The sequence below is a fragment of the Allobosea sp. GW821-FHT09G06 genome, from assembly GCF_059416005.1.
This window is the reverse complement of the sequence record NZ_JBWKOI010000002.1, coordinates 1,027,738-1,051,243: the sequence shown is the minus strand read 5'-3', so window position 1 is coordinate 1,051,243 and position 23,506 is coordinate 1,027,738. Positions and strand designations below refer to the sequence as shown.

Below are 23,506 nucleotides of genomic sequence, written 5' to 3'. Positions count from 1 at the left end.
CGGCGCCCGGCTGAGGGAGGTTGCCATGCTCGACGTCACGCGCCGCCATGTCCCTTTGGCCTTCGCCGCCATCCTGGCCGCGACCCGCGCCGCGGCGCAGGGCCGCATCGTCTTCCACCGCGGCAATGACGGCGATCCCGAGACGCTCGATCCGCACAAGACCTCGACCGTCGCGGAAGCCCATCTGCTGCGCGATCTGCGCGAGGGCCTCGTCATCCACGACATGAAGGGCGAGGTCGTGCCCGGCGTCGCCGAGAGCTGGACGATGAGCCCGGACGGCAAGAGCTGGCGCTTCAAGCTGCGCGGCAATGCCAAATGGTCGAACGGCGACCCGGTCAAGGCCTCGGACTTCGTCTATTCCTTCCGCCGCATCATCGATCCCGAAACCGGCGCGAAATACGCCAACCTGCTCTTCCCGATCCGCAATGCCGAGGCGATCCACAAGGCCGCCGCCGGCTCCTCGCTTGAGACGCTCGGCGTCAGCGCGCCCGACGAGGGCACGCTGGAGATCACGCTGGAGCGGCCGACGCCTTATCTTCTCGAACTGCTCACCCATCAGAGCGCCCTGCCCGTCCATCAGGCGAGCACGGCCAGGGCGGCGCAGGAGCCCGGGCGGCCGGAGAACTGGATCACCAACGGCCCCTATATGCTCAGGGAGTTCGCGCCGAACTCGCATATCCGGCTCGACCGCAACCCGCATTTCCATGCAGCCACTGAAGTGAAGATCGACACCGTGATCTTCTATCCGGCCTCGGACCTCGCGGCCGCCGCGCGACGCTTCCAGGCCGGCGAACTGCATCTCACCACCGACATCCCGGCCGACCAGTTCAAGAGCCTGAAGGAGAAGCTCGGCGATCAGGTGCGCATCGGCCCCTATCTTGCGACCTATTTCCTGATCATCAACAGCGCCAAGCCGCCTTTCGACGATGAGCGTGTCAGGCGGGCGCTCTCGCTGCAGATCGACCGCGAATTCATCGCCGACCGGATCTGGGGTGGGACGATGCTGCCGGCCTATGGCGTGATCCCCCCGCATATCGGCAATTACGGCGAGCGCGCCGAACTCGATTTCCGCCATGCCTCGGTGCTGGAGCGCGAGGACGAAGCCAGGCGCCTGCTCGCCTCGGCCGGGTTCGGCAGCGTGCCGCTCCAGGTCGAATTCCGTTTCAACACCACCGACAACAACCGCCGCACCGCCGAGGCAATAGCGGAACAATGGCGCGCCATCGGCGTCGAGACCCGCTTCGTCGAGACCGATTTCCGCACGCATTTCGCCTATCTACGCGACGGCGGCGATTTCGACGTCGCCCGCTACGGCTGGATCGGCGATTATTCCGACCCGCAGAACTTCCTCTTCCTGTTCGAGAGCGACAATGCCGGCTTCAACATCGGCAAGTACCGTAACCCGCAATTCGATGCGCTGATGAAGCTCGCTGCCGAGGAACTCGACATCGCCCGGCGCGCCGCGATCCTGCGTGAAGCCGACAGCATCGTCATCCGCGAGGAGCCCTGGATCCCGGTGCTGCATTACTCGACCAAGAACCTGGTCTCGCCGAAGCTCTCGGGCTTCGAGCAGAACCTGCGCGGCGCGATCCCGACGCGGTTCCTGAGCCTGAAGGCCTGAACGCCGGCCCTGCATCAGACGCCGGGCCGTTTCCCCGCCTTGAGGCTCGCAAGCGGCGCCAAGCTTCGCTAGGAAGGTCCGGCGTTCCCTTCCAATCAGCGAGTCCGCATCGATGAGCCGCATCGTCTACGTCAATGGCGCCTATCTTCCCGAGGAAGAGGCCAAGATCTCCGTTTTCGACCGCGGCTTCATTTTTGGCGACGGCATCTACGAAGTTTCGGCGGTGATCGGCGGCAAGCTGGTCGATTGCGAGGCGCATCTCACCCGGCTCGAGCGCTCCTGCGGCGAAATCCGTCTTAGCCTCCCCTGGTCGAAGGCCGAGCTCGTCGCGATCCATGAGGAGCTGATCAAGCGCAACGCCCTCGACGAGGGCGGCATCTACCTGCAGGTCTCGCGCGGCGCATCCGATCGTGATTTTCCCTTCCCGAAGGATGTCCAGCCGACGCTGGTGATGTTCACCCAGGCCCGCAACTTCGTGAATGCGCCGACGGCCAAGACCGGCATCAAGGTCGTCTCGACCCCGGACCTGCGCTGGGCCCGCCGCGACATCAAGAGCGTCAACCTGCTCGCCCCCGTGCTCGCCAAGCAGTTCGCGCTGGAAAATGGCGCGCAGGAGGCCTGGCTCACCGAGGACGGCGTGGTGACGGAAGGCGCTTCCTCCACCGCCTGGATCGTCAAGGGCAAGACGCTGATCTCGCGCCCGCTCTCCAACAAGGTGCTGCCGGGCATCACCCGCAAGGCGGTGCTGGCCTATCTCGCCGAATCCGGCTTCAGCTTCGAAGAGCGTGAATTCACGCTGGAAGAGGCGCTCGACGCCGAGGAGGCTTTCATCACCTCCGCGACCAGCCTCGTCATGCCGGTGACCACGATCGACGGCCACACGATCCATAACGGCGCGCCCGGCCCGACCGCGCTGCGCCTGCGCGAAATCTATATCGACTACGCCCGCAAGGGCGGCGTGCTGGGCTGAGGCACTCCAACAGCCGTCATGGTCGGGCTTGACCCGACCATCTCGGAAACCAGCTTTCTCGTCATGAGTTTCTCGGGTCGGCGCTACACGCCGCCCGAGAATGACGAGCCGGCGGCCAATTCCCCCATCACATAGGTCGCGGCGACATTGCGCTCGTCGCCCAGCGTGACGAGCACGAAGAGCTCCTCCGCCAGATCGCGCACCGTCTCCATGCGATGCGCCATCGCCCGCGTCGCAGCCGTATCGAGCACGACGACATCCGCCTCGCGGCCGGGCTCGAAGCTGCCGACCCAATGATCGAGGCCAAGCGCCACGGCATTGCCACGCGTGATCGCATGCAGGGCTTCCAAAGCCGACAGGCTTTGCCCCTGCAATTGCAGCACCTTGTAGGCCTCGGCCATGGTCCTGAGCATCGAATAGGAGGTGCCACCGCCGATATCGGTGGCGACCGCGACCTTGACGCCGCGCTGTCTCGCATGAGCCCAGTCGAACAGCCCTGAACCGAGGAAGAGGTTCGAGGTCGGGCAGAACACCGCGACCGCCCCTGTCTCCGCAAAGGCCTGCCACTCATTGTGGGTCATGTGGATGCAATGGCCCATCAGGCTTTTCGGGCCGAGCAGTCCGAAACCGCGATAGATGTCGGCGTAATCCGCAGCTTCCGGATAGAGCTCGCGGGCGAAGGCGATCTCGGCCCGGTTCTCGTCGATATGGGTCTGGACATGGCAACCGGGATGCTCGGCCGCGAGCTTCCCGGCCGCCGCCATCTGCTCGGGCGTCGAGGTGATCGCGAAGCGCGGCGTGATCGCATAGAGCTGCCGGCCCTTGCCGTGCCAACGCGCTATCAGCGCCTTCGAATCGCGATAGCCGCTCTCGGCCGTGTCGGTCAGCGCTTCCGGCGCGTTACGGTCCATCATCACCTTGCCGGCGATCATGCGGGTGTTGCGGCGCTGCGATTCCGTGAAGAAGGCCTCGGCCGATTGCGGATGGACTGAAGCATAGACCGCCGCCGTGGTCGTGCCGTTAGCGAGCAACTCATCGAGGAAGAAGCGCGAGAGCTTCTCGGCATGGCCCTGTTCGCTGAGCTTCTGCTCCTCGACGAAGGTGTATTTGTTCAACCACTCCATCAATTGCGCGCCATAGGAGGCAACGACCTGGGTCTGCGGCATGTGGATATGGGCGTCGATGAAGCCCGGCATGATCAGATGAGGGCGATGGTCGACGATCTCGGCATCGACCGGCAGCGTCCGCAGCAATTCCCGCGCCTCGCCGGCCTCCTTGACCAGCCCGTTCTCGATGACGAGCAGCCCATCCTCGATGAAGCGATGCGCCGATTCGCCGGCAGTCTGCGGGTCATCGACGAACCAGAGCAGGCGGCCGCGTAGCGCGCGCAAGGCGGTTGGTGCAGTCACGTCGGGCAGCTCCGGCACAATTCCACATCACATCTGCACCAAATCGAAGCTTCCGGCCAAGCGCAGATCATGCCTAATCTGGAGGCATGAATTGGCTTTGCAAATGGGGCGGGCAGGATGCGTGAGAGCTTGCGCTTCCTGCTCGGCGACAGGCTGGTCGAGATCGACCGCTGCGATCCGACTTTGACCGTGCTCGACTGGCTGCGCCTCGACCAGCGCATGACCGGCAGCAAGGAAGGCTGCGCCGAGGGCGATTGCGGCGCCTGCACTGTCGTCGTCGGCCGGCTGGATCGCGGGCAGCTGCGCTACGAGGCGATCAATGCCTGCATCCGCTTCCTGCCGACGCTGGACGGCTGCCAGTTGCTCACCGTCGAGCACCTGAAGGGCACGGATGGCAGCCTTCACCCGGTTCAGCAGGCGATGGTGGAATGCCATGGCTCGCAATGCGGCTTCTGCACGCCGGGCTTCGTGATGTCGCTGCTGGCGCTGAGACTCAACGAGGCGGCCCCGGACACCGGCCGCATCGAGGACGCGCTCGCCGGCAATCTCTGCCGCTGCACCGGCTACGAGCCGATCATCGCCGCCGGCCGCCGCATGAACGAGATCGCGCCGCGGGACGCAGACCCTTTCCTGCGCGAGCGGGAGGTCGTCGCCGCGCGGCTTGCAGCGCTGAACGATGCCGAGACGCTGGCCCTGCAAGGCGATGGCGGGAGTTTCTATGCGCCCGCGACAATCGAAGCACTGGCCGAACTCGTCGCGGCACACCCACAGGCGACTCTTGTCGCCGGCGCGACCGATGTCGGGCTCTGGGTCACCAAGGCGATGAAGCGTCTCGATCCCGTCATCTATCTCGGGCGGATCGAAGCTTTGCGCGCCATCAGCAACGAAGGCGATCATCTGCGCTTTGGGGCGATGGCTGGTCACATCGACGTCCGCACAGCGCTCGCTGCCCTCTCGCCACAGCTCGACGAGTTGATGCGCCGCTTCGGCGGCGAGCAGGTGCGCAATGCCGGGACGATCGGCGGCAACGTCGCCAATGGCTCGCCGATCGGCGACCTGCCGCCAGCCCTGATCGCACTCGACGCGACGCTGGTGCTGGCAAGGCGCGGCGGGACGGGGATCGAGCCTCGGAGCATCCCGCTCGACAGCTTCTTCATCGAGTACCGCAAGCAGGACCGGCGCCCCGACGAATTCGTCGAGGCGGTGCTGGTGCCGAAGCTGGCGGAGGGCGTGCTGTTCCACGTCTCCAAGGTCTCGAAGCGCTTCGACGAGGATATCTCCGCCGTCTGCGGCGCCTTCCGGCTGACGCTCGGTAGCGACGGGCGCATCAGCGAAGCCCGCCTCGCCTATGGCGGCATGGCCGGCATCCCGAAGCGCGCGGCGGCGGCCGAAGCTGCGCTTGTCGGTCAACGCTGGAACGAGGCGGCAGTCACGGCGGCCATCGCTGCCCTCTCACAGGATTTCACGCCGCTCGACGACATGCGCGCCTCGGCGCAGTATCGGCTCAAGATCGCCGGCAACCTGCTGCGCCGCTTCCTGATCGAGACGACGCAGGCTGAGACGCAAACGCGGGTCGCCGGCCTGCTGGCGGAGGCCGCCCATGGCTGACGCACGCCGCAAGCTCGATATCCCGGTGGAGAGCGGCCCTCTCGGTAGCTCCCGCATCCATGATTCCGCGCCTAAGCATGTCGCGGGGGAAGCGCTCTATATCGACGACATCGCCGCACCCGAGGGATTGCTGCACGCCTATCTCGGCACGAGCACGATCGCTCATGGTCGGTTGCTCTCGCTCGATCTGGAAGCGGTTCGCGCCGCGCCGGGCGTCGTCGCCGTGCTGACGGCGGCGGATATCCCCGGCGCGAACGACATCTCCTCGACGCATCTGCGTGACGAGCCGGTCTTCGCGACCGAGGCCGTCCTGTTCCACGGCCAGCCGCTCTTTGCCGTTGTCGCCGAAACGCGTGAGCAGGCGCGTCATGCCGCGGCGCTGGCCAAGGCCGAATATGCCGAGGAAACGCCGCTCATCGACATCGCCGCCGCCCGCCAAGCCGGTGGGAAGCTGGTCACAGCCCCGCTCAAGCTGGAACGCGGCGAGATCGCAGCCGCCATGGCAGCGAGCCCGCGCCGGCTGAAAGGCGCGATGACGATCGGGGGCCAAGAGCATTTCTACCTCGAAAGCCAGATCGCGCTGGCCATCCCCGGCGAGGACGACGACATGGCGGTGCTGGTCTCGACCCAGCATCCGAGCGAAGTCCAGCACATGGTGGCCGCCGTGCTCGGAGTCGGCTCGCACGCGGTCACCGTCGAGGTCCGGCGCATGGGAGGCGGCTTCGGCGGCAAGGAGACGCAGGCCAATCTCTTCGCCTGCGTCGCTGCCATCGCGGCCCGCAGGCTGAAGCGGCCGGTGAAGCTAAGGCCCGACCGCGACGATGACATGGCGATCACCGGCAAGCGCCACGATTTCGTTTGCGATTACGAGATCGGCTTCGACGATGACGGCCGCATCCACGCGCTCGACGCCGTCTATGCGGCGCGCTGCGGTTGGAACGCCGATCTGTCGGGGCCGGTGACCGACCGCGCCCTGTTCCACATGGACAATTGCTATTTCTATCCGGCGGTGCGTGCCCGCTCCGAGCCGCTCTTCACCAACACCTGCTCGAACACCGCCTTTCGCGGCTTTGGCGGGCCGCAAGGCATGGTCGGGGCCGAACGCTTCATCGAGGAGGTCGCCTATGCGACCGGGCTTGATCCGCTGGAGGTGCGCCGACGCAATCTCTATGGCGGCGCCGGACGCAACGTCACGCCCTATCACCAGACGGTCGAGGACAATATCGCGGGCGACGTCATCGCGGAGCTGGAGCGGCGCTGCGATTATCAGGCGCGCAAGGCGGCGATCCGCGAGGCCAACAAGGCGAGCCCCGTCATCAAGCGCGGCATTGCGCTGACGCCAGTGAAGTTCGGCATCTCCTTCACCGCGACCTGGTTCAACCAGGCCGGCGCGCTGGTCCATGTCTATACCGACGGCACGGTCGCGCTGAACCATGGCGGCACCGAGATGGGCCAAGGGCTCTATATCAAGGTGGCGCAAGTGGTGGCCCACGCCTTCGGCATCGGGCTCGACCAGATCAAGATCACCGCGACGACGACCGGCAAGGTGCCGAATACCTCGGCCACCGCCGCCTCCTCGGGCTCCGATCTCAACGGCATGGCCGCGCTCGATGCCTGCGAGACGATCAAGAAGCGCTTGACGGAATTCGCTGGGAAGCATTGGCAGGTCGAGGCGGAGGACATCGCCTTCCTGCCGGGACGCGTGAAAATCGGCGCTCGCGAGATCGCCTTCAGGGAACTGATCGCCGCCGCCTATATGGCCCGCGTCCAGCTCTCGGCGACGGGCTTCTACGCGACGCCAAAAATCCACTGGGACCGCAAGGCTGGGCGCGGCCACCCGTTCTACTATTTCGCCTACGGCGCCGCCGCGGCTGAGGTCGCGATCGATACGCTGACCGGCGAGTACAAGGTCGAGCGCGTCGATATCCTGCATGATTGCGGGCAGTCGCTGAACCCGGCGATCGACAAGGGCCAGATCGAGGGCGGCTTCGTGCAAGGCATGGGCTGGCTCACCACCGAGGAGCTGGTCTGGGACAGGAAGGGCCGCCTCTGGACCCATGCCCCCTCGACCTACAAGATTCCTGTCGCTTCCGACCGGCCACGCATCTTCAACGTGCATCTGCTGGAGAATGCGCCGAACCGCGAGCCGACGATCCATCGCTCCAAGGCCGTCGGCGAGCCGCCGCTGATGCTGGCGATCTCGGTGCTGCACGCGCTGTCGGATGCGGTGGCGAGCGTCGGCGACTACCGGGTTTGCCCACGCGTCGACGCGCCGGCGACCCCGGAACGGGTGCTCGATGCGGTCGAGCGGGTCAGGGCGGAGGCAGCGCCATGAGCCTCGCCGCCTTCCTCGCCGCCCATCAGCGCGACGGTATCGTCCTCGTCCGGATAGAGGCGGCGGAAGGCTCGACCCCACGCGAGGCCGGCGCCTGCATGGCCGTCAGCCCCGGCGCCATCGCTGGCACGATCGGCGGCGGGCAGCTCGAATTCCACTGCATCGACATCGCCCGGCACATGCTGAGCGAGAATGCCGAGGATCAATTGCTCGATATCCCGCTCGGCCCCCAGATGGGGCAGTGCTGCGGCGGGCGGGTGCGTGTCTCGCTGCGCCATGCCGGCGTAGCGGAAATCGCCCTGTTCAGCGCCCGCGAGAAGGCGGAAGCCGCGGCGCGGCCGCCGGTCCTGATCTTCGGCGCAGGCCATACCGGCCGCGCGCTGGCGCACGCACTGGCGCCCCTGCCCGTCTCGGTCTCGCTGATCGACGATCGCGACGATGTCATGAGCGGGCTTCCAGCCGCCGTCACCTGCATCCGCATGGCCGATCCCGTCGATGCGATTGCGAGCGCTCCGGCCAAGGCTGCCTTCGTCGTGCTCTCGCATAGCCACGCGCTCGACTACCGGCTGACCGAGGCGGCGCTGGCGCGCGGCGATGCGGCTTATGTCGGCATGATCGGCTCGGCTACGAAGCGCGCCCGTTTCGAATCCGGCTTCCTGCGCAGCGGCGGGCGGCGCGAGGCGCTCACGCGCCTGACCTGCCCGATCGGCGGTTCGGATGTGGACGACAAGCGCCCGGAAGTGATCGCGGCCTTGACGGCGGCCGAGCTGGTGCGTTGCTTGCTTGGCCGCCGGGAGCCGGCGAAAGGGAGACGTTCGCGACATGAATCAGCCGCGTGAGCAGGACGTGCCGTCGCGGCTGGCGCTCGCCCATGTCTCGAAGAGCTTTCCCGGCGTCAAAGCCAATGAAGACATCAGCCTGAGCGTTCAACCTGGCGAAATCCACGCCCTGCTCGGCGAGAACGGTGCCGGCAAATCGACGCTGGTCAAGATCATCTACGGCGTCCAGCAGGCCGACGAGGGCACCATCTCCTGGAACGGTTCTCCCGTTTCGATCCCCTCGCCCAAGGCCGCGCGCAAGCTCGGCATCGGCATGGTCTTCCAGCATTTCTCGCTGTTCGACGCGATGACGGTGATCGAGAACATCGAACTCGGGCTCGACGAGGCCGTCGACCGCGAGGACCTGAAAGCCCGCGTCGCCGCGATCCTGCAATCCTATTCGCTGCCGCTCGATCCGGAGCGCGAGGTCCATACGCTCTCGGTCGGTGAGCGCCAGCGCATCGAGATCGTGCGCTGCCTGTTGCAGAAGCCGAAGCTGCTGATCATGGACGAGCCGACCTCGGTGCTGACGCCGCAGGAGGTCGAGCGCCTGTTCGCGACGCTGCGCCAGATCGCGACTGAGGGCTGCTCGATCCTCTACATCTCGCACAAGCTGCACGAGATCAAAGCGCTCTGCGACAGCGCCACCATCCTGCGCGGTGGGCGCGTCGTCGCGACCTGCGATCCCAAGGTCGAGACCACCAAACGCATGGCCGAGCTGATGATCGGCGCCGAACTGCGCAAGATCGAGCACGGCAAGGCGACGAGCGCCGGTGCGGTCCGGCTGGAGGTCAAAGGTTTGTCTCTGCCGGGAGAGCCGCCCTTCGGCACCGATCTGGAGAACGTTTCCTTCGAGGCGCGGGCCGGCGAGATCCTCGGTATCGCCGGTGTCGCGGGCAATGGACAGGCCGAACTCCTGACCGCACTCTCGGGCGAGCAGCTCGCGACCCATGCCGAAGCGATCAAGCTCGACGGGAAAGCCGTCGGCCTGGAAGGTGCCGGCGCGCGCCGGGCGCTCGGCCTCGCCTGTGTGCCCGAAGAGCGCAACGGCCACGCCGCCGTGCCGGATTTCTCGCTGGCCGACAATGGCATCCTGACGGCGCGCCATCGCCTGCCGCTGGCACCGCATGGCTTCATCAGCCGCGCTAGCGTGAAGCGCTTCGCCGATGGCGTGATCAAGCTCTTCGACGTCCGGACCACCGGCAATGCCGCGCTCGCCCGCTCGCTATCGGGCGGCAATCTGCAGAAATTCATCATGGGCCGCGAGATCGGCCAGCAGCCGGCGGTGCTCGTCGTCTCGCAGCCGACCTGGGGCGTCGATGCCGGTGCGGCGGCCGCGATCCGGCAGGAGCTCGTCGACCTCGCGGCCAAGGGCTCAGCGGTGGTGGTGATCTCGCAGGATCTCGACGAATTGCTCGAACTGGCCGACCGGCTCTGCGTCATCAACGAGGGCCGCCTCTCGGCGCCGCGCCCGGTCGCGAGCCTCGGCATCGACGAGATCGGCCTGATGATGGGCGGCGTCCACGGCGCGGAGGCGGCCCATGCTTGAATGGCGCCGCCGCCGCGAGCCGAGCACGCTGATGCTGCTAGCGAGCCCGCTGATCGCGATCGGGCTCACGATGCTGATCGGCATGATCGTCTTCACCGCCATGGGCTATGACGGCTTCCACGCGGTCGAGAGCATCTTCCTGACGCCGTTCCTGGAGCCGCAACGCTGGGGCGATATCGGGGTCAAGGGCGCGCCGCTCGTCATGATCGCGCTAGGGCTCGCCATCGGATTCCGGGCCAATGTCTGGAATATCGGCGCCGAGGGGCAATACGTCATGGGCGCCATCGCCGGCACCGGCGTCGCGCTTCTCACCTATGACATGACGGGTTGGTGGATCCTGCCCGCCATGGTGCTGGCCGGCATTCTCGGCGGCATGGCCTGGGCCGCGATCCCGGCTTTCCTGCGGGTGAAATTGCAGGTCAGCGAAATCCTGACCAGCCTGATGCTGACCTATGTCGCCGTGCAGTTCCTGTATTTCCTGGTGCGCGGCCCGTGGAAGGACCCGGGCGGCTTCAACTTCCCGCAGACACGGATGTTCACGGCAGACCAGACTTTGCCCACGGTATTGGAGGGGACGCTCGTCCATCTCGGCATCCCGGCCGCGCTCGTGCTCGCGGTCGTCGCCTGGCTGCTGATGGAGAAGACCACCGCGGGCTACGCGATCAAGGTCGTCGGCCTCGCGCCGGCCGCGGCCCGCCATGGCGGCTTCAGCGCGGCGCGCACGACCTGGGCGACGCTGCTGATCAGCGGCGCGCTCGCCGGCCTCGCCGGATTGTTCGAGGCGGCCGGCCCGTTCGGACAGCTCACCCCGCAATTCCCCGTCGGCTACGGCTTCACCGCGATCATCGTCGCCTTCCTCGGCCGGCTGAATCCGCTCGGTATCGTCTTCGGCGGCATCGTGCTGGCGGGCACCTATGTCGGCGGCGAGATCGCGCAATCGACCGTCCGGTTGCCGCAGGCCGCGACCGGCCTCTTCCAGGCGACGCTATTGTTCATGCTGCTTGCGACTGACGTTCTGGTGCGCTGGCGGATCGCCTTCAAGCGGAGGACGGCATGACCTCCGCCATGCTCGCCTCCATCCTGATGACCCTGATCGCGGCTTCGACGCCGCTGCTGCTGGCCGCATTGGGCGAGCTCGTCGCCGAGAAGGCGGGCGTGCTCAATCTCGGCGTCGAGGGCATGATGCTCTGCGGCGCGGTCGCTGGCTTCGCCGTCGCGTTCTCGACCGGCAGCACCGGGATCGGCCTCGTCGCGGCGATGGCCGCCGGCATCGCCGCCTCGATGGTCTTCGCCGTGCTCGCGCTCTCGCTCACCGCCAATCAGGTCGCGACCGGGCTCGCGCTGACGATCTTCGGCATCGGCGCTTCCTCGCTGATCGGTGCGGGCTTCGTCGGGCGCACGATCACGCGGCTCCAGCCGGTCTTTCCGGCAGCGCTGTCGGAGCATCCGATCCTGCGGGTGATCTTCGGCCACGACATCCTGATCTATCTCTCGCTTGCGCTTGTCGCGGGCGTCAGCTGGTTCCTGCGCCGGACGCGGCCGGGCCTGATCCTGCGCGCCGTCGGCGAGAACGATGCCTCGGCCCACGCCATCGGCTATCCGGTCGTCGCCATCCGCTATGCGGCGGTTGCCTTCGGTGGCGCCTTGGCCGGGCTCGGTGGGGCCTATTTCTCGCTGGCGCTGACGCCGATGTGGGCCGACCGCCTCACAGCCGGCCGCGGCTGGATCGCACTCGCCCTCGTCGTCTTCTCGGCCTGGAAGCCGGGGCGCCTGCTGCTCGGGGCCTATCTCTTCGGCGCCGTGATGACGCTCGAACTGCAGCTCAAGGCGGCCGGCGTCACCTGGCTCGCGCCGGAGGTTCTGGCGATGGCCCCCTACCTTGCGACGATTGCAGTTCTGACCATGATGTCGCTAGGACGGAAGACCGGCCGGCTCGACGCGCCCGCCTGCCTCGGCAAACCCTTCTCGGCGTCCTGACGCCGCAACTCACAACGGGGAGTTCTCGTAATGACCAGCATCATCACCCGCCGCAAGCTGACCTTCGGTGCGGCCGCCGCCTCCACCCTGCCGATCCTCGGCCGCGGCGCTTCGGCGCAAGCCCCGCTCGGCGTCGGCTTCGTCTATGTCGGCCCGATCGGCGACCATGGCTATACCTGGACGCATAACCAGGGCCGGCTGGCGCTGGAGAAGGAATACGGCGCCAAGATCAAGACGAGCTTCATCGAGAACGTCGCCGAGGGGCCGGACGCCGCCCGCGCCATCCGCCAGCTCGCCCAGGCCGGCAACCAGCTGATCTTCACGACCTCCTTCGGCTTCATGAACCCGACGATCCAGGTCGCCAAGCAGTTCCCGAAGATCCATTTCGAGCACGCTACGGGCTACATGCGGGCCGAGAACGTCGCGACCTACGATGCGCGCTTCTACGAAGGCCGCGCCGTGATCGGCACCATCGCCGGCCATATGTCGAAGACCGGCCAGGCGGGCTATGTCGCCTCCTTCCCGATCCCGGAAGTCGTGATGGGCATCAACGCCTTCCACCTCGCCGCCCGCAAGGTGAACCCGAACTTCAAGACCAAGGTCGTCTGGTGCTCGACTTGGTACGACCCCGCCAAGGAGGCCGATGCCGCCAAGGCGCTGATCGACCAGGGTGCCGACATGATCACCCAGCACACCGATTCCGCCGCCCCGCTCCAGGCGGCCGAGCAGCGTGGCGTCTTCGCCTTCGGCCAGGCCTCGGACATGAGGTCCTTCGCGCCGAAGGCCCATCTCTCGGCCATCGTCGACGACTGGTCGGGCTACTACATCAAGCGCGTCAAGGAGGCCATGGACGGCACCTGGAAGACCGGCGCCGTCTGGCACGGGCTCAAGGAGGGAATGGTCAAGATCGCGCCCTATAACGACGCGGTCACGCCCGCGGCCCGCGCCGCCGCCGACGAGGTGACCAAGGGCATCATCGCCGGCACGCTCCACCCCTTCACGGGCGAGCTGAAGGACCAGAAGGGCGTCGTGCGCCTCAAGGCGGGCGAGACGGCCAGCGACGAACTGCTCTCGAAGATGGACTGGTACGTGGACGGCATCCAGGCCTGAGTTCAACACTTTCGCTGCGGCGGCGGCCCGTCCCCGCCGCAGCGATTCGCCGGCTCCGGCACCTGACGATTGGTCAATTCGACCGCAAAAGCCTGTCATGGCTCTAAATTGGGCTCGTTCTCGCCTGAATCCGATGGAACGAAGCCGTTTCCTGTGCGTATCTACCGCCGCGGGCATCGTCTTTCCGCGTTAGCCGTGGCAACTGCGTGAGTTGCGCGCCGCGAATGGCACCCATGTGCCGCGGCCGCTCATGCCGGAAACGAGCATGAACGGCCGTCATCGAGCACGCGACGCCTGAACAACCTTCTCAAGGAGGATTTCATGACCAAGAACGAACTGATCGCCGCCATCGCCGAAGAGACCGGCAAGACCAAGGCCGACGTCTCGGCCATCCTGGCCTCGCTCGGCACGACCGTCGCCAAGACCCTGAAGAAGGGCGACGACGTCACCCTCGGCGGCATCGGCAAGCTCTCTGCTGCCAAGCGCGAAGCCCGCGAGGCCCGCAACCCCTCGACCGGCGCGACCATCAAGGTTCCTGCCAAGACCGTCGTGAAGTTCAAGGTCACCAAGGACCTCGCCGACGCGGTGGCGTAAGGCCATCATCGGGATCGAGCGGCGTTCGCGCATGAAACGCGGACGCTGCTTGTGTCTCGTCGTCATGCTCGGGCTTGACCCGAGCATCTCTTCGACGAGATTCTCGGGTCTACGCTGCGCTCCGCCCGAGAATGACGCTGTCTCATGTTCCTTCGCCTCTTCACCGATCTGCGCGCCGCCAAGGTCCCCGTGACCCTGCGCGAATATCTGACGCTGCTCGAAGGGGTGGAGGCCGATCTCGCCGAACACAGGGTCGACGAGTTCTATTATCTCGCCCGCGCCACGCTGGTGAAGGACGAGCGCCATCTCGACAAGTTCGACCGCGTCTTCGCCCAGGTGTTCAAGGGCATGGAGACGCTGCAGCAGGCGATCGAGGAAGCCGGCATTCCCGAGGAATGGCTGCGCAAGCTCGCCGAGAAATTCCTGACCGACGAGGAAAAGGCCCAGATCGATGCGATGGGCTGGGAGAAGCTCTGGGAGACGCTGAAGCAGCGGCTCGACGAGCAGAAGGGCCGCCATCAGGGCGGCAACAAATGGATCGGCACCGCCGGCACCTCGCCCTATGGCGCCTATGGCTACAATCCCGAAGGCATCCGCATCGGCCAGGACAAGAACCGCAACTTCCGGGCGGTGAAGGTCTGGGACAAGCGCGAGTTCAAGGATTTCGACGACACGCGAGAGCTCGGCGTACGCAACATGCGGATCGCGCTCCGGCGCCTGCGCCGCTTCGCCCGCACCGGCGCGGCCGAGGAGCTCGACCTCGACACCACGATTTCCGAGACGGCCAAGCACGGCTATCTCGACGTCCAGCTCCGGCCCGAGCGCCGCAACGCCGTCAAGGTGCTGCTCTTCCTCGATGTCGGCGGCTCGATGGACTGGCATATCGAGCTGGCCGAGGAGCTGTTCTCGGCGGCGCGGGCCGAGTTCAAGCATTTCGAGCATTTCTACTTCCATAACTGCCCCTATGAGCGGGTCTGGAAGGAGAACCGGCGGCGGCACGATCAGCAGATCGCGACCTGGGACGTGCTTCGGACCTATCCGTCCGACTACCGCCTCGTCTTCGTCGGCGACGCCTCGATGAGCCCCTACGAGATCGCGATGCCCGGCGGCTCGGTCGAGCACTGGAACGAGGAAGCCGGCGAGGTCTGGATGGAGCGACTGGCGACCAAATTCCCCAAATCGGTCTGGCTCAACCCGGTGCAGCCGAATCTCTGGAATTACACCCAGTCGATCCGCCAGATCGGCGGATTGATGGGCGGGCGCATGTTCCCTCTGACGCTCGACGGGCTCGATGGCGCGATGAAGGTTCTGGCGCGGTGACCAATACTGTCATGAACGAAGACGATGACGGCCCTGCGCCGAGCTGGCGCCAGCGGCCGAAGCCTGTCGGCTTCGAGATCGGCTACAAGCTCGACGGCGACACGCTGGAGGTCGACCGGACACGCCGGGTCGACAGCATCCGCCTCAGCGCGGTCGAGCAGGTGCGCTTCGTCTATGCCCCCGGCAACATCTCGTCGAAGGGCTACAAGACGCAGCTCAGGCTCAGCGACGGCCGAACCGTGACCTTCGGCAACCTGTCCTGGCGCTCGCTGACGGATCTCGACCGTGACGATCCGCGCTACCACCGCTTCGTCACGGCGCTGGCGGCCGCGATCGCGCGGGCCAATCCCAAAGCCCGCTTCGTCGCCGGGCGGCCGAAGCCGATCTGGCTCGGCGTCACCGTCGTCGGCGCGCTCTCGGTCCTGATGCTGACAGCCTTCACGCTGCGCGCGTTCCAGCAGGGCGCGACCAATGCCAGCCTGCTCGGCGTCCTGCTGATCGCCGCCTCGTTCTGGCAGGTCTGGCCATTGGTCAGCCTCAACCGGCCGCGTGAACTCGCGACCGGCGAGGTGCCGGACAGCCTCGTCCCGGGCGGGACCGGCTGAGGCTCAGCGGACGACCAGCACCGAGCATTTCGCCCGGCGCACGATGGCCGAGGCGTTCGAGCCGATGACATAGGCGAGCATGCCGGGCTCATGCGAGCCGATGACGATGAGGTCGATCCCGCCGGCATCGGCCTCGGCGAGCACCTCGCCATGGACGGAGCCGATCAGCACCTTGGCCGAAACCTGCTCGGCCGGGAGATCGACCTTCGCAGCGATCTCGGCGAGCTTCGCCTCGGCATCCTCCTGCTGCTCGGAATCGAAATCGGCCGGCACGAATTCCATATATGTGACCGGGATCAGCGAGCGGACATAAACCAGTCGCACCTTTCCGCCCGAGATCTTGGCGAAGGATACGGCTGCCGCGATCGCCGGCTGGGCGAGATCGGCTTCGGCGAGATCAACGGGGACCATGATCGATCTGTACATCGCATCCTCCAAGGCTGGTTTCGAAACCATCATGGAGTTTGCCAGTACGCGCGCCATGATCCAGCGCAAAATGCGGGATGCGTCGCAGCGCCGCGCGCCGGACTAGATCGGCAGGGCTAGCCCTGGCGCTCGGGCGTGCGGACGATCAGGCCGTCGAGCTCGTCGCGGATGCGGATCTGGCAGGACAGGCGCGAATTGGGGCGGACGTCGAAGGCGAAGTCCAGCATGTCCTCTTCCATGTGCTCGGCAGGGCCGACAGCGGCAGTCCAGGCATCGTCGACATAGACATGGCAGGTAGCGCAGGCGCAGGCGCCGCCGCATTCCGCCTCGATGCCGGGGATCGCGTTGCGGATCGCCGTCTCCATCACGGTCGAGCCGGCTTCGGCCTCGACGGTGCGGCTCTCGCCCTGAGCGTCGATGAAGGTGATATTCGGCATGAAGGACTCCGGCGGCGCGATGACGGCCTCCGCTTAGAGCATTTCAAAGCGGCACGGAACGGGGTTTCGCGCCGCAGCCACCCGCTCAGGCGGCGCAGTCGAAGCGGGCGATGACCGCCCTCGCCTCGGCGGCAGCCAGGGCAAGCGCATCGAGCGCGCTCTCGCTTGCCTGCTGCTGCGACCCGGCCAAGCTCTCCTCGATGCGGTCGGCAGCCTCGGCGACCTGCCAGGCGCCGACGGCGCGGGCCGCGCCCTTCAAGGTGTGGGCCGCATCCATCCGGGCCTGCCGGTCCGCGCTGCCATGGATCGCGCGCAGGTGGACGACGCATTGCTGGGCGAAGAGCGTGAGCAATTCGCGCTCAAGCTCGTGGTCACCGGCGGTCTGGCTGGAGAGATAGGCGAAATCGATGGCCTTCTCGGTCATGTCGGGAACTCTTCAAAACGGGTCATCAAATCGCCGCATCGGCCGGTCTCATGCCCTTCAGGAAGCGCCCGGATGGTAAACGAGGCGTTAACGACGTTTGTGAATCGCGCGGTCAAATGGGTTTCCAAGGCTCCAGGGGTCCACTACCCTTCCAATTGGTAAATGATGGGCGCAGTGTCTCCGTTCACCCGGCCAGAGGCGGCATGGGGCGGCGGAGATCACCATACGCGCCCATGTTCAGTAGCGTGGCGAGGCGGCAACGATGAATCGACCCAAGAAGCTCCAGGATCCCACTGAAGCTGCGATGTCGGCGATCGAAGAGGCGCTCCGCCTTGACCAACCCAAGGACGGCACTGACACGCCGGTCGAGACCGAGCCCCGGCTACCCACGACCAGCGAGAACGACCTGAAGCTCGAAATGCCGCGCGTCGAGCCGGCTCCGGCCGCGATCCCGCCCGCGCCTGCCGCTCCCGCCCAGCAGCAGCCCGCGCCGCCGCGCGCCGCGATCGCGCCCGATACCAGCCGCGTCGCCAATGATGACCGCCGGGATTCGAGCTCGCTCGTCCAGGCCTTCGCCGTGCGCCCGTCGCGCAAGCCCTACTGGTTCGCAGCGCTCGCCTCGCTCGCCTGGCTCGGCGGCGCCGCCTTCGTCCTACTCGGCCGCTATGGCTCGTTCAGCAACGGCCTGCCTGAACCCGTCGCCAGCTTCGGCATCGGCGAATGGACCTTGCTCGCGCTCTCGATCGGCGCGCCGGTCGTGTTCTTCTTTGTGCTGGCGGCGCTCTATCGCCGCACTCAGGAAATGCGCCTGATCTCGCGCGCCATGACCGAGGTCGCGCTGCGCCTCGCCGAGCCGGAGGTTGCCGGCGCCGATTCCGTGCTGTCGCTGAGCCAGACCATCCGCCGCGAGGTCGCCGCCATGGGCGACGGCATCGAGCGTGCGGTTGCGCGCGCCGGAGAGCTGGAAACCATCGTCCGCGGCGAAATCTCGACGCTGGAACGCGCCTATGCCGATAACGAGATTCGCCTGCGCTCGCTGATCGACGAACTCGTTACCCAGCGCGAGGCCGTGGTCGGCAATGCGGAGCGCGTGAAGCTCGCGATCAGTGGCGCCCATGACGGGCTTGCCAAGGACCTCGACAGCGCCAGCCGCGCCATCGCGGAAGCCGTCTCGCAGGCCGGCGACCGCGTCACCGGCTCGCTCGGCGCCAAGGGCGACCAGATCACGCAGGCGCTTGGCCGCGCCGGCGAGAAGATGATCGAGGAGATAAGCGGCCGCAGCCACGACCTCGTCGAGCGCCTGCAGATCACCTCAGGCGAAGTCTCCGAGCGCCTGGCCGGCGCCAGCGGCAACCTGTCGGACATGCTCGACGGCCGCGCCAAGGAAATCGCGAGCTCGCTGGAACGCACCGGCGCGGTTCTCACCGAGGGCCTGACCACCGGTGCCCAGGACGTCACCCGCGCCATCAGCGAGACCGGCAACCAGGTCGCCGAGACGCTGACCGGCCGCGTCGAAACCGTCAACGAACTGCTCAAGAAAACCGGCGAGACGCTCGCCCGCGACATCTCGGCGCGCGGCACGGAAGCCGCAGAGCGCTTCGAGGCCAGCAGCCGCACCATGGTCGCGCAGATCGAAAGCCAGAGCGAGGCCCTGCAGGCGCGCCTGGCCGAATCCGGCGAAGCGCTGCGCAGCGCCCTCTCCGACGAGGGCGAGAGCGTCACCACCCGCCTCGCCGAGGTTGGCCGCGGCGTCAACAGCCTTCTCAACCGCCAGAACGAAGCCATCGCCAGCCGCCTCACCGAGGTCGGCGAGAGCGTCCATGGCCTGATCGGCACCCATGGCGACACGCTGGTCAGCCGCCTCAACGAGACCGCCCGCACCGTCGACGACGTGCTGCGCGAGCGCAGCGAGGCGATCATCCTGCGCGTCAACGACGCCAGCCAGTCCCTGAGCGAGTCCGTGGCGCAGCATGGCGACACCCTCACCGGCCGCATCACCGATGTCGCGGGTCAGGTGAACGGGCTCTTCACCGAGCAGGGCGGCAAGCTCGTCGACCGCCTCAACGAGACCGGCCAGACCGTCCACACCCTGCTCGACCAGCAGGCCGAGAAGCTCGTCGACCGCGTCTCCAGCGCCGGCAGCGAACTCGCCGACCTCGTCGGCCAACAGAGCGACGGTGTCGTCGAGCGCGTTGCCGAAGCCGGCCGCAGCCTCGCCAGCCTGATGGGCGAGCACAGCGACGCCACCGTCGCGCGCGTCTCCAACGCCGGCGCCGATGTCGCCAAGCTCCTGTCGGAGCGCAGCGAAGCGTTGGTCTCCAGCGTCTCGGGCGCGGTCAATACCGTCGAGACGCGCCTGCGCGACGAGAGCGAACTGCTCGTCAGCCGCCTCACCCAGGCCGGTCATGATGTCAGCGCCGTCGTCGGCAGCGAAAGCGAGCGCCTGCTTTCCGGCCTCTCGGAGACCGGCATGCGCGTCAGTGCCCTGCTCGACGAGCAGGCCGGCGCGATGACCGTCAAGGTTTCGCAGGCCGGTCTCGAGATCAAGGATCTGCTCGGCAACGAGAGCCAGGCGCTGGCCAGCCGCGTCGCCGATGTCGGCCGCTCGGTGCACGGCATCCTGGCGGAGCGCTCGAACGCGCTGATCTCCCGCCTCGCCGAGACCGGCGCCAGCATCGACCAGCAGCTCGACGAGCGCGGCGCGACGCTGGCCTCCCGCATCACCGGCAGCATCGAGGCGGCGCAGAACGCCCTTGAACAGCAGCAGACCGGCTTCCTCGCCAGCGTCAGCGAGACCGGTGAGAAGGTCGGCGCCCTGCTCGGCGAGCAGCGCGAGACCATGGTGCGCGACCTCGTCAGCACCGGCCGCGAGGTCCACACCCTGCTCGGCGAGCAGAGCGAGGATCTGGCGCGCCGCATGACCGAGGCGACCCGCACGCTCACCGAGACGATCAATGTCGACGGCCGCCATGTCGCCGACCGCGTCTCCGAGGCGACGCAAGGGTTGCGCGACACCTTCACCGTCCATGCCGAGGACGCGCGGACCCTGCTCGCCGGCACCGGCCGCGAGATCGTGCTGGCGCTGACCCAGCAGGGCGGGCGCGTCAACGAGGCGCTCTCGGCCAATGCCGAGTCGATGCTGCGTTCGGTCGAGGGCCGCGCCCAGGCGCTGAACGAGGCGCTGGCGCTGCGCCACGACGCGCTGACCAAGCTGTTCGACGAGCGCGGACACGAGATCGAGGCGGCGCTCGGCGGGCGCCTCGCCGCGCTCTCGACGCTGTTCGATACGCAGGGCCGCGACGTCGAGACCGCGCTCGCCGCGCGTCTTGGCGCCTTCGAGGACCTCATCGTCGTCCAGGGCGGCGTCCTGACCGCCAAGATCTCAGGCGACGCGCAGCAGCTCACGGCCGCGCTCCATTCCGGCATCGCGCAGGTCGAGAAGCTGATCTCCGAAGACAGCGTCATGCTGGCCGACAAGGCCGGCACCCGCGCGCTGGAAGCGGCCGAGCTGCTCGCCAGCCGCACCCGCGAGGCGGCGGAGGCGATGGAAAGCCAGATCAAGCTCTTCGAGGACCGCTCGGGCACGAAGAGCGCCGAGATCGCCGGCACGCTCGACAGCCTGATCGCCCGCATGGACGGCAGCCTCGGCTCGCGCGCCACCGCCCTCAACGAGGCGCTGGTCGAGCGCACGGTCGATATCGCCCGCGTGCTGGCCGAAGGCGGACGCGAGGTCACCCGCGCGCTCGCAGCCAAGGCCGACGAGATCGGCGAGGTCGTCACCTCCAAGAGCGAATCGCTCACCCGCACGCTCAGCGACAAGGCCGACACGATCAATGCGACGCTCGGCGGCCGCGCCCTCCAGATCGCCGATACGCTCGACCAGAGCGTCGCGCGCTTCGAGGAGCGCGTCGTCGGCCGGCTCGACACCGTCTCGAACACGCTCGACACGCGCGGCGACGAGATCGCCGCGACGCTGCAGGGCCGTTCGGAAGCGATTGCTACGCTTCTTGCCGAGCGGGCGCAGGAACTGCGCGCCCTCTTCGACGACCAGGGCGGCGGCATGGTCTCGGCGCTCGCCGGGCAGAGCGAGGCGATCGCTGCGGCGCTCACCGAGCGCGCCGAGCAATTGCGCACCCTGTTCGACGATCGCGGGCTCGGCATCGTCGCCGCGCTCGGCCGCCGCGGCGACGCGATCTCGGGCGCGCTCGACCAGCGCGCCGAGCAGCTGCGCGCGATCTTCGAGGGCCAGGGCGCCGGCATCGTCACGGCGCTGGAACGCCAGGGCGTGGCCATCAGCAATTCGCTGGACGAGCGGACGGACGCCATGCGCGCCGCCTTCGACGCCAAGGGCCACGGCCTCGTCGAGCTCATCGGCCGCCAGGGCGAGACCCTCACGCAGTCGCTCGACGAGCGTGTGGAGACCCTGCGCGCCGTGTTCGACGCCAAGGGCAATGGTGCCGTCGAGGCGCTGAACGAGCGCGGCGAAGCGCTGGCCGCCGAGTTCGCCACGGTCGGCGAAACGGTGGTGCGCGCGCTCGAAAGCCGCGGCAATGCCATCGTCGCCGGCCTGCGCGATCGCGGCGCGGTCATCACCAACGCGGTGGAGGCTTCGTCCAACGCGCTGCGCGAGACGCTCGAAGCCGGTTCGCGCCAGTCGATCGAGGCGCTGGTCGGCACCAACGAGCAGCTGCGCGAGGAGCTCGGCGGGATGCTCGGACGCCTCGGCGAGGCCAACAAGCTGATGCAGCAGATCGTCAACGGCGCGAACAAGAACCTCGCCGCCGTCGAGAACAGCCTGTCGACCCGCGTCGGCGAATTGCAGAACGTGATCGGCACCGTGATGGCGGAGGCCGGCTCGGCCTCGCAGCAGGTCACGGCGCAGATCGCCGAGCTGAAGAGCTTCTCGGAAGGCACGCTGCGCGAGACGACCGCGCTGATCGGCCAGCTCGACGATCGCGGCACCTCGCTCAACGAGGCGACCCAGGCCAGCAGCGCGGCGCTCAACGCCGTCGCCGGCCGGCTGGAGCAAATCGAGGGCCGCGTCGGCAAGGCGCTGGCCGAGCGCCGCGATGCGCTGGAGCAGCTGCACGGGCTGATCGCCAACCGCACCGACGATGTCGAGTCGATCACCCGCTCCTTCGCCTCGCTGATCGACGACTCGCTCAGCACGGCCGAAGCGCGCGCCCGCCAGATCGGCACGGTTCTGTCCGACTCGGCGGAATCGACGACGAACGCGATCGCCCAGCAGTTCGAGGCCATCCGCTCGGCCACCGGCCAGGAGCGCGAGCGCACGGCGGAAGCCCTGCGCCTGGCCTATGCCCAGGTCTCGACCGAGATCGGCGGCGAGATCACCAAGGTGACCGAGCGCTTCCAGAAGGCGGCGCAGGACATGCGCGGCATCACCGGCGACATTCAGCGCGAGCTGGAGGCGACCCGCGCCGAACTGAAGCGCGGCGTGCTCGAACTGCCGGCGGAGGCCCAGGAATCGACCTCGGCCATGCGCCGGGTCGTGGCCGAGCAGATCAAGGCGCTGAACGACCTCACCGAGATCGTGACGCGCTCCGGCCGCCGTGGCGACGTTTCGCTGCCGATCGACCATGCCGCCACCCGGCGCCCGGTCGCGGCTGCCGCCGTCGCCGCCCCTGCCCCGGTGGCTCCGACGCGGCCTGCCCAGGCGTTCACGCCGGCCCCGCAGCCTGCGCCTGCCCCTGAGGAACCCCTGCTGCGGCCGTCGATCGATGCGGCGAGCGAGCCCGCGCAGCCTGCCGCGCCGCGCACGACCGTCCGGATCGAGACCGCGACTGTGCCGAGCCGCCCGGCCACGGTGCAGGAAGCGCCGCGCCGCCAGCCGGAGCCGGCTCAGCAGCAGCCAGCCAAGGCAGGCTGGCTTTCGGACCTGCTGACCCGCGCCTCGCGCGAGGACAAGCAGCCCGAGCCGAGCAAGCCGACGACGCATTCGATCGAGAAGCTCGACTCGCTCTCCGTCGATATCGCGCGGATGATCGACCATGACGCCGCCGTCGAATTGTGGGACCGCTACAAGCGCGGCGAGCGCAACGTCTTCACCCGCCGGCTCTACACGCTGCAGGGCCAGCAGACCTTCGACGAGATGCGCCGCAAGTATCGCCGCGACGCCGAGTTCAAGGACACGGTCGACCGCTATATCGAGGAGTTCGAGCGCCTGCTCGGCGAAGCCGCGAAGGACGACCGCGACTCGATGGTGGCCAAGACCTACCTGACCTCGGAGACCGGCAAGGTCTACACGATGCTGGCCCATGCCAGCGGACGCTTCGAGTAAGCGCC

At 67.5% G+C, this 23,506-nt stretch carries 18 protein-coding genes; 14 read left to right on the top strand and 4 right to left on the bottom strand.

The window, feature by feature from the left end; all coding sequences use genetic code 11:
* Nucleotides 1-25 precede the first annotated feature (25 nt).
* The gene (locus AC07NY_RS15135; protein ID WP_494584508.1) at nucleotides 26-1,621 is read left to right on the top strand and encodes a peptide ABC transporter substrate-binding protein; all 1,596 of its coding nucleotides are present in this window, start codon (nucleotides 26-28) and stop codon (nucleotides 1,619-1,621) included.
* A 112-nt stretch (nucleotides 1,622-1,733) separates the two neighbouring features.
* Nucleotides 1,734-2,591, top strand: coding sequence for a D-amino-acid transaminase (locus AC07NY_RS15130; protein ID WP_494584507.1), 858 nt, complete (start codon nucleotides 1,734-1,736; stop codon nucleotides 2,589-2,591).
* Between the two features lie 83 nt (nucleotides 2,592-2,674).
* On the opposite strand, the gene guaD is transcribed toward AC07NY_RS15130, so the two are convergent.
* Nucleotides 2,675-4,000: a guanine deaminase gene (gene guaD / locus AC07NY_RS15125; RefSeq protein ID WP_494584506.1), complete on the bottom strand. Its 1,326-nt coding sequence runs from the start codon at nucleotides 3,998-4,000 to the stop codon at nucleotides 2,675-2,677.
* Nucleotides 4,001-4,117: 117 nt separating this feature from the next.
* On the opposite strand from guaD, the gene xdhA reads away from it, so the two are divergent.
* From xdhA to AC07NY_RS15075, 10 genes are all read left to right on the top strand, one after another.
* A complete protein-coding gene (gene xdhA / locus AC07NY_RS15120) occupies nucleotides 4,118-5,608 on the top strand; it encodes a xanthine dehydrogenase small subunit (RefSeq protein WP_494584505.1) in 1,491 nt (496 codons plus the stop codon).
* Nucleotides 5,601-7,943, top strand: a complete 2,343-nt coding sequence (gene xdhB, locus AC07NY_RS15115) for a xanthine dehydrogenase molybdopterin binding subunit (RefSeq protein ID WP_494584504.1) — start codon at nucleotides 5,601-5,603, stop codon at nucleotides 7,941-7,943. Before xdhA ends, xdhB begins: the two co-directional genes overlap by 8 nt.
* Nucleotides 7,940-8,782 (top strand): xanthine dehydrogenase accessory protein XdhC, encoded by an 843-nt coding sequence (gene xdhC, locus AC07NY_RS15110; protein ID WP_494584503.1) that lies wholly within the window; start codon nucleotides 7,940-7,942, stop codon nucleotides 8,780-8,782. Before xdhB ends, xdhC begins: the two co-directional genes overlap by 4 nt.
* Nucleotides 8,766-10,310 carry an ABC transporter ATP-binding protein gene (locus tag AC07NY_RS15105; RefSeq protein WP_494584502.1) on the top strand — a complete coding sequence of 515 codons (1,545 nt, stop codon included), beginning with the start codon at nucleotides 8,766-8,768 and terminating at the stop codon, nucleotides 10,308-10,310. Before xdhC ends, AC07NY_RS15105 begins: the two co-directional genes overlap by 17 nt.
* Nucleotides 10,303-11,367: an ABC transporter permease gene (locus AC07NY_RS15100; protein WP_494584501.1), complete on the top strand. Its 1,065-nt coding sequence runs from the start codon at nucleotides 10,303-10,305 to the stop codon at nucleotides 11,365-11,367. Before AC07NY_RS15105 ends, AC07NY_RS15100 begins: the two co-directional genes overlap by 8 nt.
* Entirely contained in the window at nucleotides 11,364-12,287 is a 924-nt protein-coding gene (locus AC07NY_RS15095; RefSeq protein ID WP_492284073.1) for an ABC transporter permease, read from the top strand. The genes AC07NY_RS15100 and AC07NY_RS15095 overlap by 4 nt, the downstream gene beginning before the upstream one ends.
* A gap of 30 nt (nucleotides 12,288-12,317) precedes the next feature.
* Nucleotides 12,318-13,397 (top strand): BMP family ABC transporter substrate-binding protein, encoded by a 1,080-nt coding sequence (locus AC07NY_RS15090; RefSeq protein ID WP_494584500.1) that lies wholly within the window; start codon nucleotides 12,318-12,320, stop codon nucleotides 13,395-13,397.
* A 294-nt stretch (nucleotides 13,398-13,691) separates the two neighbouring features.
* A complete protein-coding gene (locus AC07NY_RS15085; protein WP_492284740.1) occupies nucleotides 13,692-13,991 on the top strand; it encodes an HU family DNA-binding protein in 300 nt (99 codons plus the stop codon).
* A gap of 144 nt (nucleotides 13,992-14,135) precedes the next feature.
* Nucleotides 14,136-15,311: a vWA domain-containing protein gene (locus AC07NY_RS15080; protein WP_494584499.1), complete on the top strand. Its 1,176-nt coding sequence runs from the start codon at nucleotides 14,136-14,138 to the stop codon at nucleotides 15,309-15,311.
* Nucleotides 15,308-15,916 carry a hypothetical protein gene (locus AC07NY_RS15075; protein ID WP_494584498.1) on the top strand — a complete coding sequence of 203 codons (609 nt, stop codon included), beginning with the start codon at nucleotides 15,308-15,310 and terminating at the stop codon, nucleotides 15,914-15,916. The genes AC07NY_RS15080 and AC07NY_RS15075 overlap by 4 nt, the downstream gene beginning before the upstream one ends.
* A gap of 3 nt (nucleotides 15,917-15,919) precedes the next feature.
* On the opposite strand, the gene AC07NY_RS15070 is transcribed toward AC07NY_RS15075, so the two are convergent.
* Nucleotides 15,920-16,327, bottom strand: a complete 408-nt coding sequence (locus AC07NY_RS15070; RefSeq protein WP_492284077.1) for a universal stress protein — start codon at nucleotides 16,325-16,327, stop codon at nucleotides 15,920-15,922.
* Between AC07NY_RS15070 and AC07NY_RS15065 the strand changes: the two genes are divergently transcribed.
* Nucleotides 16,326-16,448 (top strand): hypothetical protein, encoded by a 123-nt coding sequence (locus tag AC07NY_RS15065; RefSeq protein WP_494584497.1) that lies wholly within the window; start codon nucleotides 16,326-16,328, stop codon nucleotides 16,446-16,448. The genes AC07NY_RS15070 and AC07NY_RS15065 overlap by 2 nt on opposite strands.
* Before the next feature lie 10 nt (nucleotides 16,449-16,458).
* Here AC07NY_RS15065 and AC07NY_RS15060 read toward each other — a convergent pair whose 3' ends face one another.
* Nucleotides 16,459-16,779 (bottom strand): 2Fe-2S iron-sulfur cluster-binding protein, encoded by a 321-nt coding sequence (locus AC07NY_RS15060; RefSeq protein WP_492284079.1) that lies wholly within the window; start codon nucleotides 16,777-16,779, stop codon nucleotides 16,459-16,461.
* A gap of 85 nt (nucleotides 16,780-16,864) precedes the next feature.
* The gene (locus AC07NY_RS15055; RefSeq protein ID WP_494584496.1) at nucleotides 16,865-17,203 is read right to left on the bottom strand and encodes an Hpt domain-containing protein; all 339 of its coding nucleotides are present in this window, start codon (nucleotides 17,201-17,203) and stop codon (nucleotides 16,865-16,867) included.
* Nucleotides 17,204-17,465: 262 nt separating this feature from the next.
* On the opposite strand from AC07NY_RS15055, the gene AC07NY_RS15050 reads away from it, so the two are divergent.
* Entirely contained in the window at nucleotides 17,466-23,501 is a 6,036-nt protein-coding gene (locus AC07NY_RS15050) for an apolipoprotein A-IV repeat region-like domain-containing protein (protein ID WP_494584495.1), read from the top strand.
* Nucleotides 23,502-23,506: the final 5 nt, after the last annotated feature.